Source organism: Paraburkholderia megapolitana, from assembly GCF_007556815.1.
GTDB lineage: Bacteria > Pseudomonadota > Gammaproteobacteria > Burkholderiales > Burkholderiaceae > Paraburkholderia > Paraburkholderia megapolitana.
Genome location: NZ_CP041743.1, coordinates 130,015 through 143,594, shown reverse-complemented (window position 1 = coordinate 143,594; position 13,580 = coordinate 130,015). Strand labels below are relative to the sequence as shown.

Annotated in this window: 14 protein-coding genes and 1 pseudogene; 7 read left to right on the top strand and 8 right to left on the bottom strand. The window is 60.5% G+C overall.

Annotated elements, in window-relative coordinates; translation table 11 throughout:
• Positions 1–55: 55 nt before the first annotated feature.
• Complete coding sequence (locus FNZ07_RS00590; RefSeq protein ID WP_245811327.1) at positions 56–625, top strand: type 4 pilus major pilin; 570 nt, start codon at positions 56–58, stop codon at positions 623–625.
• 180 nt (positions 626–805) lie between these two features.
• Here FNZ07_RS00590 and FNZ07_RS00585 read toward each other — a convergent pair whose 3' ends face one another.
• A complete protein-coding gene (locus tag FNZ07_RS00585; RefSeq protein ID WP_091007040.1) occupies positions 806–1,906 on the bottom strand; it encodes a type IV pilus twitching motility protein PilT in 1,101 nt (366 codons plus the stop codon).
• A 116-nt stretch (positions 1,907–2,022) separates the two neighbouring features.
• On the opposite strand from FNZ07_RS00585, the pseudogene sctC reads away from it, so the two are divergent.
• The 6 genes and pseudogenes from sctC (at position 2,023) to pilV (ending at position 9,232) form a co-directional block, all read left to right on the top strand.
• Positions 2,023–3,800: pseudogene (sctC, locus tag FNZ07_RS00580) on the top strand (type III secretion system outer membrane ring subunit SctC).
• A 17-nt stretch (positions 3,801–3,817) separates the two neighbouring features.
• Positions 3,818–4,909 carry an ATP-binding protein gene (locus FNZ07_RS00575; RefSeq protein ID WP_245811325.1) on the top strand — a complete coding sequence of 364 codons (1,092 nt, stop codon included), beginning with the start codon at positions 3,818–3,820 and terminating at the stop codon, positions 4,907–4,909.
• 33 nt (positions 4,910–4,942) lie between these two features.
• The gene (locus FNZ07_RS00570; RefSeq protein WP_091007036.1) at positions 4,943–5,701 is read left to right on the top strand and encodes a response regulator transcription factor; all 759 of its coding nucleotides are present in this window, start codon (positions 4,943–4,945) and stop codon (positions 5,699–5,701) included.
• 3 nt (positions 5,702–5,704) lie between these two features.
• Positions 5,705–7,075: a hypothetical protein gene (locus FNZ07_RS00565; RefSeq protein ID WP_091007034.1), complete on the top strand. Its 1,371-nt coding sequence runs from the start codon at positions 5,705–5,707 to the stop codon at positions 7,073–7,075.
• 43 nt (positions 7,076–7,118) lie between these two features.
• Complete coding sequence (gene pilM, locus FNZ07_RS00560) at positions 7,119–7,589, top strand: type IV pilus biogenesis protein PilM (protein WP_091007031.1); 471 nt, start codon at positions 7,119–7,121, stop codon at positions 7,587–7,589.
• On the top strand, positions 7,568–9,232 hold the full coding sequence (gene pilV / locus FNZ07_RS00555; protein WP_091007027.1) for a shufflon system plasmid conjugative transfer pilus tip adhesin PilV: 1,665 nt from the start codon (positions 7,568–7,570) through the stop codon (positions 9,230–9,232). Before pilM ends, pilV begins: the two co-directional genes overlap by 22 nt.
• 18 nt (positions 9,233–9,250) lie before the next feature.
• On the opposite strand, the gene FNZ07_RS00550 is transcribed toward pilV, so the two are convergent.
• The 7 genes from FNZ07_RS00550 to sctR form a co-directional block, all read right to left on the bottom strand.
• Positions 9,251–9,706 (bottom strand): CesT family type III secretion system chaperone, encoded by a 456-nt coding sequence (locus tag FNZ07_RS00550; protein WP_091007024.1) that lies wholly within the window; start codon positions 9,704–9,706, stop codon positions 9,251–9,253.
• A gap of 112 nt (positions 9,707–9,818) precedes the next feature.
• The gene (locus tag FNZ07_RS00545; protein ID WP_091007021.1) at positions 9,819–10,028 is read right to left on the bottom strand and encodes a hypothetical protein; all 210 of its coding nucleotides are present in this window, start codon (positions 10,026–10,028) and stop codon (positions 9,819–9,821) included.
• A gap of 123 nt (positions 10,029–10,151) precedes the next feature.
• Entirely contained in the window at positions 10,152–10,433 is a 282-nt protein-coding gene (locus FNZ07_RS00540; protein WP_245811318.1) for a type III secretion system protein, read from the bottom strand.
• Positions 10,430–11,440: an HrpD5 family protein gene (gene hrpD5, locus FNZ07_RS00535; protein WP_091007017.1), complete on the bottom strand. Its 1,011-nt coding sequence runs from the start codon at positions 11,438–11,440 to the stop codon at positions 10,430–10,432. Before hrpD5 ends, FNZ07_RS00540 begins: the two co-directional genes overlap by 4 nt.
• Before the next feature lie 45 nt (positions 11,441–11,485).
• The gene (locus FNZ07_RS00530; RefSeq protein WP_091007015.1) at positions 11,486–12,643 is read right to left on the bottom strand and encodes a hypothetical protein; all 1,158 of its coding nucleotides are present in this window, start codon (positions 12,641–12,643) and stop codon (positions 11,486–11,488) included.
• The gene (sctS, locus tag FNZ07_RS00525; RefSeq protein WP_091007013.1) at positions 12,640–12,903 is read right to left on the bottom strand and encodes a type III secretion system export apparatus subunit SctS; all 264 of its coding nucleotides are present in this window, start codon (positions 12,901–12,903) and stop codon (positions 12,640–12,642) included. The genes FNZ07_RS00530 and sctS overlap by 4 nt, the downstream gene beginning before the upstream one ends.
• Positions 12,904–12,925: 22 nt before the next feature.
• The gene (sctR, locus tag FNZ07_RS00520) at positions 12,926–13,579 is read right to left on the bottom strand and encodes a type III secretion system export apparatus subunit SctR (RefSeq protein WP_091007011.1); all 654 of its coding nucleotides are present in this window, start codon (positions 13,577–13,579) and stop codon (positions 12,926–12,928) included.
• Between the last annotated feature and the right edge of the window lies 1 nt (position 13,580).

The following is a 13,580-nucleotide window of genomic DNA, read 5'->3' as shown; positions in this document are numbered from 1 at the left end:
GGACGGGCGGGGCACCCGCCGGCAGCGGTTATTTGTGTTTATCGAGGAGAGCACCATGCAACAAACAATGAAACTGGCTTCCAGGCTCGGCATACGTGCCGCTCGTGTGTCGCGGCAAGGACAGCGGGGGGCGTCGCTGCTGGAGGCGATTGCGTACCTGGGTATTGCGGCGATTGTTGTGATTGGGGCGGTGGCGCTGCTGAATGGGGCGTTTACCAGTGCGGGGTCGAATGCGGTTGCGGAGCAGGTTAACGCGATTCAGACAGGGGTGAAGAAGCTGTATATGACGCAGGGGGCCGGTTATACCGGTGTCAGCAACGCAATTCTTTCGCAGGCGGGCGTATTTCCTGGTGACCTTGCAGTTACCGCCGGGACTGGCGCTGCTACGGATAGCTGGGGAGGCGCGGTGACGGTTGCCGTGTCCGGCACTAGCCCGTCCCAGTTCACGATCGCATTTGCGAATGTCCCGAAGGCTGTGTGCATCAGTGCTGTAACTGCCGGCGGAAGCTGGGCGGCGATCGGGACGAACACCACTGCATCGATACTCCCCCTTCCGCCCAGCCTTACGGACGCGGAAACGGCTTGCCCTGGTGACGGCAACACCATCACATGGACTTCGAACTAACCGCTCGCTGAGTCCACTATGAACGCATCGTCAAGTATCGCCGCGACGTTCCGTGTTATCCGGAACGGCTCATTGCATCAGCAACATCATTGCTGCTGTGAGGAAACACGCGGCTTGTTACTTGACGATGCAGATGCTGCGCGCGTTAGCGCGCAGCACTCGCCGCGTAGCACACACTACTCACCGCGGCACGATCGCCTGCAACATGTCATGCAGTTCCATCCGGTTGTAGGTCGTCCGCATCACATCACGCGCCGTACAGATGTTCTTCGCAACCAGACTTGCCAGATGCTCGTTGAGCAACCGCGACATGTTGTCGTGCTTGCGCTTCAACAGGTCGCCGATCAACGGCACCTTGGTCGGATCGACGAGCATCGGACTGATCTGCTGGTTGTTATTGAACAGCAGCTCGCTGGCGAGCACGAAGTTCTCGCCGTCCTGAGTGGGCACGAGACACTGACAGACCACCCCGATCAACGAATTAGCGAGCGACGTGGCATAGCGCTCACGATGCTCGGGCGGAAAGAACGACAACAGCCGCGTGAGCGTACCAACCGCGCTACCGGTGTGCATCGTAGCAAGCACCAGGTGACCGGACTCACTGGCCTGCAAAGCAGTCTCAGCAGTATCCGGATCGCGGATCTCACCCACCATGATCACATCGGCCTTCTGCCGCAGCGCCTCACGCAAACCCGCCGTAAAGCTCGGCGCATCGGTCGGCACTTCGCGTTGCGACACGATCGACGTATGGCTTTCGAGTTCGTATTCGATCGGTTCCTCGATCGTGACGATATGACCGTTGCGTGTGTGGTTAATGTAATCGAGCATCGACGCAATCGTTGTCGTCTTGCCCGAGCCAGTCGGACCGGTGACCAGCACCAGACCCTTCGGACTCTCGATCATCGTGCGCACGTAAGCGGGCAGACCAAGCTTGTCGAGCGCGAGCGGTTGCAACGGCAGCCGACGAATCGAGATCACCAGTTTGCGACCGCCGTACGTGCGATAGATATTGCAGCGCAGCCGGCAACGCGTCAGCACGAACGGACGATCGATCGCACCGTGCTGCAAGAAATTTTCCCAATCGGACTCGATCGATTCGAGCGTGGGCACCATTTCCTCGAGCAGTACCGGCTCTTCGCCGACCGCGAGCCAGCCGCGCGGCGTCTTGATCATGATCGGCCGGTCCTGCTCGATGTGAATGTCGGTGAAGACCTGGCGCAGATCGATCAGGTCGAGAATCTCGCGGGTGAGATCGCGCCGGTCGTGATGGGGGATGTTCATGGTCGTGGTCTGCCGAATGAGGACGGATGGGAAATTCTCACATGAAATCGCCTTCGACGTACCGAACCGATCGCCCAGTACCAGCAATTAACCGGATCAGGCAAGCAATGGCAATGATGAAGTGGAGCAGAACGCTGAATACCGCCGCGATGTGCGCTGCGCTCGCACTCGCCACGATTGCGCCCACCGTACACGCGGCGCCGCTCCGGTTGCGCTCGTCGGTGGTCGATTATGCCGCCGACGGCAAGGACATCAAGGATGTGCTGCGCGATTTCGGCGCGAGCCAGGGGATCGCGACGAATATCGCCCCCGGCGTCACCGGCACGGTGAGCGGCAAATTTCATCTGTCGCCGCGCAAGTTCCTCGACACGCTTGCTGCATCGTTCGGTTTCGCGTGGTACTTCGACGGCCAGGTGCTCGATGTGGTCGCATCATCCGATCTGCAAAGCTCGCTGATCAAGCTCGATAACGCTAGTACCCAGTCGTTGCGCGAGACGCTCGACAAGATGCAGGTGTCCGACGACCGTTTTCCGATCAACTACGACTCCACTCAGGGTACGGCGATCGTCAGCGGGCCGCCGCGCTATGTGCAGCTCGTCACGCAGATCGCCGCGCGAGTCGACGCCAATGCGTCGCGTCGCAGCGGCACGATGGTGCGCGTGTTCCCGCTGTATCACGGCTGGGCACAGGATCGCACCGTGATGATCGAAGGCGACAAGGTGAAGCTTGAGGGCGTGGCGACCGTGCTCAACAATCTTTACCATCCCGACTCGGGCAAGGACAAAGACAAGGGCAAGAGTGGCGAGGGCCGTAGCAGCGGGCAGTCGTCGGGTGTGACGCGCAATGAACCGGTGACCGATGTGAACGGCCAGACCTACAACGGTCCGTACATTCCACCGCCGCTGCCGTCGGGCGGGGCCAGCAAGGGCATGCTCTCGGGGCTGACCGGCGAACCGTCGCCGCAGCTCCAGGCGGTCATCGGCAGCTCGCCGCCGCCGTTGCCCTCAGAGGTGGCTTCGCCAGGTAGCGACGGTTCATTGCCGGTGATCGTCGCTGACCAGCGCACCAACTCGGTCGTGATCCGCGATACCGGCGACCACATGGCGCAATACGACACGCTGATCCAGCGCCTCGACATCAAGCCGCAGCTCATCGAAATCGAAGCGCACATCATCGAGATCGACGATAACGCGCTGAGCGAACTCGGCGTCGACTGGACCGCGCACAACAGTCACATCGACATTCAGACCGGATCGGGCGCGAATACGCAGAACAGCTACAACGGCAACCTGACACAAAGCTTCGGCAACACCACGTTGCAGGGCAACGTTACGGCGCTGGCGTCGCCGGCCGGGCTTTCGATGGCCGCGGTACTTGGCGATGCCGGTCGCTATCTGATGGCACGCGTCTCGGCGTTGCAACAGACCAACCTCGCGAAGATCGACGCGAGCCCGAAGGTCGTGACCTTGAACAACATCGAAGCGGTCATGGACAACAAGACGAAATTCTTCGTCCAGGTGTCGGGCTACACGTCGGGCGACTTGTACAGCATCTCGACGGGGTATCGCTGCGCGTCCTGCCGATGGTCGTCGAGGAAGACGGTCAGACCCGCATCAAGCTCGACGTCGCGATTGAAGACGGCGAGCTGACCGGCGTGAACGTGGGGACGCTGCCCGTGATCCAGACCAGCAATATCACGACGCAGGCGTTCATCAACGAAGGCCAGGCGCTGCTGATCGCCGGTTATCACAAGAACGAGGACACGTTCGGCAGATCCGGCGTGCCGCTCCTGTCGAAGATTCCGCTGCTCGGCGCATTGTTCCGCACGGATAACACGAACAAGCAGCACATGGAGCAGTTGTTCCTGTTGTCGCCGCGTGTCATCACGCCATAGTAACGAGGTCACCGAGCGTGGACGACGAGACCCGACAATCCGCAGAGCAGACCCGGCGCATGCGCGCCGTGCTGGACGGCATGCCGTGCGGCGTGGTCGCGCTCGATAGCAGCGGTGTGGTGCTCGACGCGAGCGAACGCGCGGCTAAGCTGCTGAACATGTCGTTGCCCGCGGGCGGCGACTTCGCGACCATGCTGGGCGACCAGTTCGCGACTTCCGAAGTGCTGCGCCGCGAAGACTTCGAGCGTGGCTTCGATCTGCACGTCGAAGACACCACGCTCTGGATTCAGGCGAATGTCAGCGCGAACGATGCGGTCGGCATGGTCGTCACGGTGACCGACGTGTCGGAGTTCAGCCGCTCGATCGACGAACGGGCCATGTCGCTGCGGTTCCTGTTGCACGACCTGCGTTCGCCGCTCAATTCGATCAACGCGTTGACGCAGCTCGATTCGAGCGACCCCGAAGCGTTCGAACGTTGCGGCGGCATGCAGCAGATCACGCAACTCGCGCAGTACGTATTGGCGCTGGGCGAGCAGTACATTTTTAGTTCGGTGACCGAGCATCTGCATGCTCGCGACTTCAAGCGTTTCGATCTGCGGACCACGGTACGGCAGATCATTTCGCAACTCGAAGTCACCGCGACGTACTACGGCGTGCCGCTGCAGTTGTGGTTGCCGAACGGGTCGCCGGCATGGGTGAACGGCATGCGCAACTTCGTCGCGCGCGCGATCCAGAACGTGATCGACAACGCGGTGCGCGCATCGCAGCGCGGCGATGCGGTTACGGTTTCGCTGCGCTATCGGGAACGCCTTGTCGAAGTGACGGTTACGGACCGCGCGGGCGGCCTGCCGGGTCTGCGTGAAGCAGGCGGGCGGTTGACCACTTTCGAAGCGGTCGGCAAGAAGAGCGCAACGGGCTTCGGTCTCGGCCTGAAGCTTGCTGTGCAGATCGTCGAGTTGCATGCCGGCACGCTGTACGCGGAACTGAACGAGGAGGGCGGCACGACGTTCGTGCTGCAACTGCCTTGTCTGAATTCGAATTCGGTACGCTCGTCGGGCGGATCGTCGCTGGTCGATGCGGATCGGGCACTGCATGCGTCGCGCAAGTGACGCGTGCATGCCAATCATGAATGAGGTTCGACGATGAAACTAATGTCAGGCAGACCGGTGCGCGTGCTGCTGGTCGAGGACGATCCGGCGCATCACGCGTTGATGCTTTCGTGGCTGAAAACCGAGGGTTACCAGGTCAATGCGTTTCATAACGGTCTCGAAGCGCAGCAGCATCTGACCGACAACTGGGCCGATCTCGCGATTCTGGACTGGGATATTCCGGGTGTGTCGGGCGACAAGCTGTTGCAGAAGATTCGTGGCCGTTCGCAGTCGACGATGCCGGTGCTGTTCCAGACCGTGCATTCCGCGGAGTCGGACATCGTGCGGATCCTCGATGCCGGTGCGGACGATTATCTCGTCAAGCCGTTCGATCGCGAAGTGTTGCTGGCGCGTGTGCGCGCGCTGCTGCGCCGCTTCGGTTCGTCTAACGTGCAGGGCCGCAAGATGATGATCGAAGACAGCGTGCTCGACCAGCAGGCGCGTTCGCTCGTGACGCCGGGCGGCGAGGCGCATCGTCTTGGCACCAAGGAGTTCGACATTCTCTGGCATCTCGCGTCGCATCTCGGTGCGGTGGTGCTACGGCAGGATTTGATGAGCGTTGTATGGGGTTGGGATGCGGCGGTGCAGAGCCGTTCGGTCGATATGTATGTGAGCCGGGTGCGGAATAACTTGAAGTCGGCCGGTGTCGACTGGACGGTGCAGTCGGTGTACGCGACCGGCTACCGGCTCACGCTGCGGCCCGATAGCAGCCCCACGGATGCTCCACCCGACTCGCTTGCTGCACGGAAATAACTCATGTCGATCCGAATTCTCCTGCGTTGTTCGATGCTGGCTGGCGTACTCGCTGTCGCGATGGGCAGCGTTGGCGTGCTGGGTGCGCCTGGCGTCAACTGGCAAGGCAATCGCTTCGTGTACGACACCAATGGCAGCAGTCTTGTCGATACGTTGAATGCGTTCTCTACCGGACAGAATGTGCCGATTCGTATGAGCGGCAACATTCAGGGCACCGTGCACGGGCACTTCGTCATGCCGCCGCGGCAGTTTCTCGACACCATTTGCGCGCGATTCGATCTGGACTGGTATTACGACGGCACGGCGATCCAGATCTCGCCTATTAGCGACGAACAGACGCTCGCGATTCGCTTGAACTACCTGACGCCAGATGCATTGGCCGCGGGGCTCGCGAAGTCGGGTGTGACCGATGCGCGATTTCCGTTGCAATTCGATCCGGTACATCACACGGTAGTCGTCAAAGGACCCGCTGCTTATATCGCGCAGTTGAGCAGCGCAGCGGGGCGTCTTGAACTCGACGCGCAAGCCCGCACCCGAACAACAGTGAAGGTAGTACGTCTCCAGTCGGCGCTTGCTGCGGATCAGGTTCGCTCGATCGGTGGGCACGATGTCATCGTGCAGGGCGTGGCGACGTTATTGCAGCAACGCTTCATGCATGGCCGACTCGGCACGGATGCGAATCAGAATGCGGTGCAGCCGGTTGAGTTCGCCGCAGCGTTACCGATCGTCGAAGCGGATGCTTCGACTAACTCTGTGCTGATCCGCGACAAGCCGGAACGGATCGACGGCGATGCGGTGCTGGTTGCCGATCTCGACACACGGCCGAAACTGGTGTCGGTTGAAGCATGGGTGGTCGATGTCAATCGCGATGCGCTGGCCGAGCTTGGCACTACGTTGCCGCTTGCTGCAACGAGCGGCGATGCCGGCGCAGGCAGCAGTGACACGCTAGGCTTCGCAACCGCCGCCGATGGCGGACACGATCTCGTCGTACAGCTACACGCACTTGAACAGGCACAGCGTGCGCATACAGAAGTGTCGCGCACGATGCTCACGCTCGACGGAACGCCCGCTGTGATCGATCGGCACGAAGCACGGCTCGCGCTACGCGAAGGGGACGTGCCCGATGGTGCGGACAATCTCTGGCTATCGGTCAAGCCGACACTCGATGCTGAAGCGGCGTTTCAACGTGTTGCGTTGCGTGTCGATCTTGGTCTCTCGAGTACGAAGGCAGGAGATACGCCCGCACACGAACAGATCGTGGCCGCGAATCTCGCGCCGGGAGAGTGCCTGGTGATTGCCGCGCCGTCGCCGGGTCAAGCTGATCCGAACGCGCCGCAGCGTCTCGTACTGTTGATTCCACACATCGCGGCCTGACACACGTCGTATCGGGATATCACAAGCTTGAGGAGCATGCAGTATGTGGGCACTCTGGATCGCCGTTGTCGCTGCGGCGCTGATTTCCTTCTATGCGCTATTGCCGAATTCCAATGTGAATGCGGTGCCGCCCGATATGCCGGCTGCGCTGGCAGGCGACATGGCGTCTTACCGCGAGCAGCTCGACAACTACGTGTACAACCACCACACGGCAGCCGGCGCGGTACCTCAGAGCGCCTTTGCTCACACCGGTAACTGGAACTACACATCGACGCGCTGGCAAAACTACGTCAACAACGGAATCGTCGTTGTCTATCCGGCAGCGGGTGGACCACCGTTGCCCGCCGGTTTTCTGGGTGCGTTGCTTCAGCAGGCTGGATATTCCGTGGAAGCCGGATCTGTTCTAGATAAACAGATCGTCAATCCGCAGAATACCGGCGGCAACGTCATGTTGCCGACCGGCATGCCTCCTCTCACTGACGGAACGCCAGTATGGATCGCACAAGTATTCTGAAGCGTCGCCAGATCAGGCGTCTACCTGGCCGCCAGCGCGGCGTGACCTTGGTCGAAGCGCTGGCGGCGTTGTTTATCGGCGCGCTGATGATTGTCGGTGTGAGCATGATGATCAACACGTCGCTGAACGACACGCGCGACCAGGAGGTTGCGCAATATCAGCGGCAGATTGCTACTGCTGTGAATGATGCGATCAAGCTGAACTACGCGACGCTGCTGACGGCCGTTCCGGTCGGCGGAGCCACCACCGCGTGGACAGTCACCGATATGGTCGCTAACAAGTACATCCCCGCAAGTTACGGCACCACGACTAACGCCTTCCAGCAATCCGTCTGCCTGCTATTTCAGCAGCCGGCCAGCGGGCAGATCGACGCGTTACTCGTCAGCACGGGCGGCACCGCGATTCCTGTCGCCGAACTTGGTTATATTGCTGCGAACGCAGGCGTTGGCGGTGGGTTGATCGATACCAAAACGCCAGTCGCTGCCGTGGGTGCTTATGGTGGCTGGAATGCGCCGGCCAGTTCGTGGGACAAGGCGCCCTGCACGCTTACGGCGGGGCACCTTGCCAATCAGCTGTTCATGATGGGGCCGGGCAATCAATCGACTGACTTCCTGTATCGCAACGCTGTACCAGGACGCCCCGATCTGAATGTGATGAATGTGCCGATTGGTTTGACCTACGCAAAGGCTGGGGATGCCTGCACTAATCCTGCGATCACGACGGCGACCTTCTTCGCCGCGGATACGAGCAATCACTTGCTGTCATGCATCGGTGGACTGTGGACACCAATGCCCTGGCGCGAAGCCGTCCCGGACGTCGCGACTTTAGCCGGCATGGCGGGCCAGGTACCTGGCGAGACTCGAGTAACGATGGACACCCAGTTGCCTTACACGTGGACAGGGACCAAGTGGGTGCCATCCGCAGTCGACAACAATGGTGCGGTCAATTTTCCGACGTTCGTTACAGAGGGACAGCCATGTGGGTTAAGTCTTGACGGTAAAGCTCAACCGGATGTAACAAACCCCGTGCAACTCGGCGTTAAGTCAGACGGCGAGGTGCTCTCATGCCAACAGGTTAGCGGGGCATATGTCTGGACCAGCACAGCCTCCATGACTTCCGGCACGGCGGATAACGGTTGCCAGATCATCTATCCGTCGCAGAACAATGCGGCGGTAGATTACACGGGTTGTGCTGCACCCGATGCCACCCAGAACCAATGGGACACGGTGTCGCTGACAAAGAATAACTTTGTCTATCGCGATGTGACGCTTGTGCGCACCGGCACGATCAACGTGACTTCGTACGCGCACATGAATCACGCGCAGTGTGACCATACGAACTGGCTGGCGCAGTTGACGCAATATCTCGACATCATGGATACCGGCCACACTACGTCGTATTCGCATTCGGAAATGCAGTCGCCCAATATCCTTGACGGGTCCGCGGGCGTCACCGTGACGTTGAACAAGGTGCTTCAGCCCGGTACATACTCGGTCAGAATCATGACGAACTGGGGCGTATTCACGGGCGACGGCACGGGCGGGGCAGCATGGTACTCGAACTATTGCCCCGCTGGATCGGGTACGACGATCATCATCAATACGCCGCTGATGAGCGGATGGAGTATCAGCCCGGTGTATTGAGCATGAGTACGATCTACCTCAAGCCCGCAACCACAAATAATTCCCCGAAACGATCCCCTCGAACATCTCGTCCGAGGACTCGATGATATTGGTCTGCCAGTACCGCCCATGCTCGGCATAGTGCGCAAACAGTTCGGCGAGGTACTCGCCGGTAAGGTCATCGGTAAGCGGCACATGCACGAGCAGCACGATGCTGCCCGTATCGGCATCGAGACATAACTGCGCCTGATCCTGCGCATAGATCAGCAGGTTGGCTTCGAGCATCAACCTGAACACGACCAGCGTCCGCCCAGGCGAAATCGCGCCGTAGTGAAAATTCACGTACAGCGAGCCCGGGTCGTTTTCGTAATTCTCGAGCCGGACTTCGAAGCCTTCGATCTCGATCGTCTTCGTTTCGAGTACGTAGTCCGCATCCGGCAGGTCTACCACCTGGCAGATGTCGCGGACCAGTTCCTCGTATCGTTCCCGGCTCATGAATGCAGTTGCTGTGACTGAAAGACAAAAGAAAAAAGGCTACGGAACCGGATACCGCCCAACGCTTTCCAGTCCCGCAACCCCCAGGTACCGCGTCGCAAACTTCTTGCGCTTACTGCCCCTTCGCGGCATCGGCGACGTTTTTTGCGCCGTTGTTGCCCACCGAAGCGATCGCGCTCGTCATCTGCTGTTGCATGTTGATCTGCATGCTCGCCATCGTCATTGCGTTGTTCTGGTTGGCCATGTTCTGCATCTCGGCCACCGAGTCCTGGTTGCCCTGCGTTGCCTGATTTACACCGGATGACTGGATCCCGCTGCTCATGATGATTCTCCAGATTAAAGATGAAGTTAACCAAAACCGCTGCCAAGGTTGAAGGTCACGACTGCCACTGCAACAAACCCGGAGCGCGACAGCCGGACCTGATGATCCGGCGCTCCGCGAACCTCACACCATCACGCCGCGCTCGTTGTGACGTTCGTGAAGCGTGAGGACGATGCGCTGCGCCGCGATCATGCCGCGGTACAGCTTTTGCAGCTCGAGCCGCTCGTGGTCGCTTTTCGCGGCCTGCGTCGCCGAACTGATCCGTCGGGCCGTCTCTTCGAACGCCCCGACAATCCGTGCGACGCGCTGCTGACTATCCGGCGCGTTGAGCGTCGCATCGAGGGTATTGAGGTCTTGCGCAACAGGGAGCAATGCGTCGTACATGTCGGTTCCTTTTGAGTTCATTCGCTTTCTTTACCGTTGCTGGTGGTATCCAGCAGATGCTTGGTGCCGTCCGGTGTTTCGATGTAGTGCACGCTACCCACCGAGACAACCTCGGCATACCGGATATCCGGAACCGGTGAGCGCGTTTCCTTCACATCGACGTCGAGCCGTTTGACGTTCTCATCCAGATCCGGCTTGACGTTGGCGAGCAGTTGCTGAAACTTCTTGAGCGACTGCACGTTTCCGGTTACGCGAAACACACCGTTGCCCTTGTACTCGACCCGTGCGCCCGCATTGCCGAGCGACTGCTGGATGTTGTCGATGTCCTGCTGCGCGACGTCGTACTCACGCAGTGTCTTGCCACGTGCAAGGGTGTCCATGATCCTGCGCGCCGTGTCGCTGCCGTCCGCATTGGTGACGATGCCGCTCACGACGACGTTGGTGCCGCGCGGCGCGGCCGTCAGTTCTTTCAGCCCGGCGCGATGCAGCGCTTCGGTCATCTGCTTCGACAGTTCGGTTGCATCGAAGCGGACTGTCGCGGCTTCGGTGGGCTGCGCGCCTGCCATCATCACGCCGGCCGTCAACAAGCCGCCAATCAGTGCCGTGCAGGCCAGTGCGACGCCGGCGGTGCGCAGCGCTTTGGTACGCGATGCCGCGGACAACGTCTCGGGCTGCGCATCTGCCGCTTCCGCTGCCACCGTTTCTTCTTCCGGTAAGTCGGGCTCGGCGGTTTTCCACAATCCTGCGAGCAGATCCAGATCGCGCGGCCAGTGCGCATCGTCGGGGCCGACGCAGAACACCACGTCGCCATATGGCACCGCGATGAAATCCGCGATCAGGACTTCTTCTGCGCCGTCGAGCCGTACCCGTGTGACCCCGTCTTCACCGAGCGTCAACGCGAGCGTGTCGACCTGCCAGTCGCTGATGCAGATGTCCGCATCGGCGCCGGCGCTCAGAAGGTAGGTGCCGACCGTCAAGCGGATTTGCGCGCCGGCGTGCGTGCCGGTTAGTACTCTCAGCGCTTTCATGCTCGTTAGTCCCGTTAGGCGTTACCTGGATTCGATGACTTCAGTTTATGAGCCGACAGCAGGGGGCGCGGGCGCAACGCGAAGTTCCGGCGGATTATCCGAACCGGTCGGCACGCCGTGTGACGCCACCAGCGTGGGCATGGTGGCCTTCGCATCGATCATGATCTGCCGGATCGACATCATGCTTTGATCTTCCATCGGGTACTCGACGCCGAAGATTTGCCGCGTGCGCGACATATCGTAGGTGTGACTGAGCAAGCCAACCGATGCGGACGTTTTGGCCGCTGCTGGGCCGTTCACGACCCGCGAGTTGAAGTTGAACGTCGCGGCCGAGATCTGCGCCTGCAGTCGTCCTGGTGCGCGCCGCATCGCGGCCGGGGAGGTTGCAATGAGCACCGCTAGCGGCGCGAGCGCAAAACCGTGGTCCAGCTGCGCGAAAAGGCGCAATGCGACCTTGGCAAAGGTTTGCAGCAGCACGCGGTTTCTTTCGGCGGGCGGCGCGTCCTTCAGCTTTGCGCCGAGCACCTGAAAGTTCTCCATGACTTTCACGGCCGTGCTGACCTTTTTGCGCGTAACGGCAAACTTTGCGGCGCCGTTTTCGCCCTTGCCCTCGCGTTTCTGTTGCTGCCCCTGCTGTTGCTGGGGCTGGCCGTCGCTGTTCTGCCGCTGCTCCCGGCCCTGATGTTGTTGCTGTTGCTGCTGCGGGTCGGAGTCTTTCTGCTGCTCCTTGCCCGACTGCTGTTGCTGCTGCCGTTCCTTGTCCTTTTCTTTCTCGCGTTCGCGTTCTCTTTCCTTCTGAGGCAACTGGTCGTGCTCGCGCGGATGGTCCTTCTCGAGATGTTCCTTGTCGACCTCTTTTTCGTGGTCGGGATCCTTGATTTCCTTACCGAGCGCCTTGTCGCGTTCGCGCAGACGGGCTTGCTTGCCCCCTGGAGTTCCGCGCTGTGGCGTCGTGCCGAACGGCGCCATGCGCTTTTGTGCAGCCGCACTCATCGCCCGCTTGTTACGGCTTTCCGCAATCTTGATGCCTTTCCAGTGTGCAACTGCCTCCTTCTGGCCCAGCATTCTCTGGGCTCTAACCTTCATGTTTCGAAACTTCCGCACCTTGAACAACTGGTTCGTATGGGCACCGAACTCCTGCTGCTCCTGGTGATGCGCGGCTTGCGGCTGCTGCGACTGGCTGTCGACGCGCCGGCTACTCATGACGGCACCGCCAGAACGACAATTTCGTTAGCGAAACGCAGCACCGCCGAGGCGCCCCACGTTCCCATGATCAACACGGTCGCCACCACGGCGACCAGTTTCACCGCATACGAGATGCTCTGATCCTGCATCGAGGTGATCGCCTGGATGAACGAGATCGCGAGGCCGGAGACGGCCGCGACGATCACGACCGGCAGCGAGATCGACAGGCAGAGCAGCAGGCCCTGGGTGGTGATGCGAACCAGCGTGTCGGTTTCCATCGCGTGTCCGTTTAGCGGTGATTTAGCGGTAAGTGAGCACGAGGCCGTGTATCAACGTCGACCAGCCGTTCATCACGACGAACAGCAGCAGCTTGAACGGAATCGCCACGTTGGTCGGCTGCACCTGGTTCAGGCCCATCGCCATCAGCACATTGGCAATCACGATGTCCACGACGACGAAAGCGATGTAGAGCAGGAAGCCGATCTTGAACGCGTCGGTCATCTCGGTCAGCGTGAAGGCCGGTGCAAGGACGATCAGGTCGTCGTCGTGCAGTTTCGCGGCCATGTCCTTCGGCCAGATCGCCGCGGCGGAGCGCACGAAGAAGCGTTTTTCGCGTTCATGCGCATGGGCCTTGAGGAACGCGCGAAACGGTTCCTTGCCGGCATCGAACGCATCGAGCATCAGCGCCGAAGAATCCCCCTGGCGGTGCGGCATGTTCTGCATGTTCTGCATCGCCTGCATGCCGATCGGCGCCATGATGTAGGCGGTGACGAGAATCGCGATGCCGTTGAGCACCATGTTCGGCGGCACCTGTTGCACGCCGAGCGCGTTGCGCAGCAGCCCGAGCACGACGACGATCTTGGCGTACGACGTGGCCACCATCGCGACGAACGGGATCAGGCTGATTACGACAACCGCAATCAGTAGTCCCGTGAGGTCGTTGAACTGAACCATG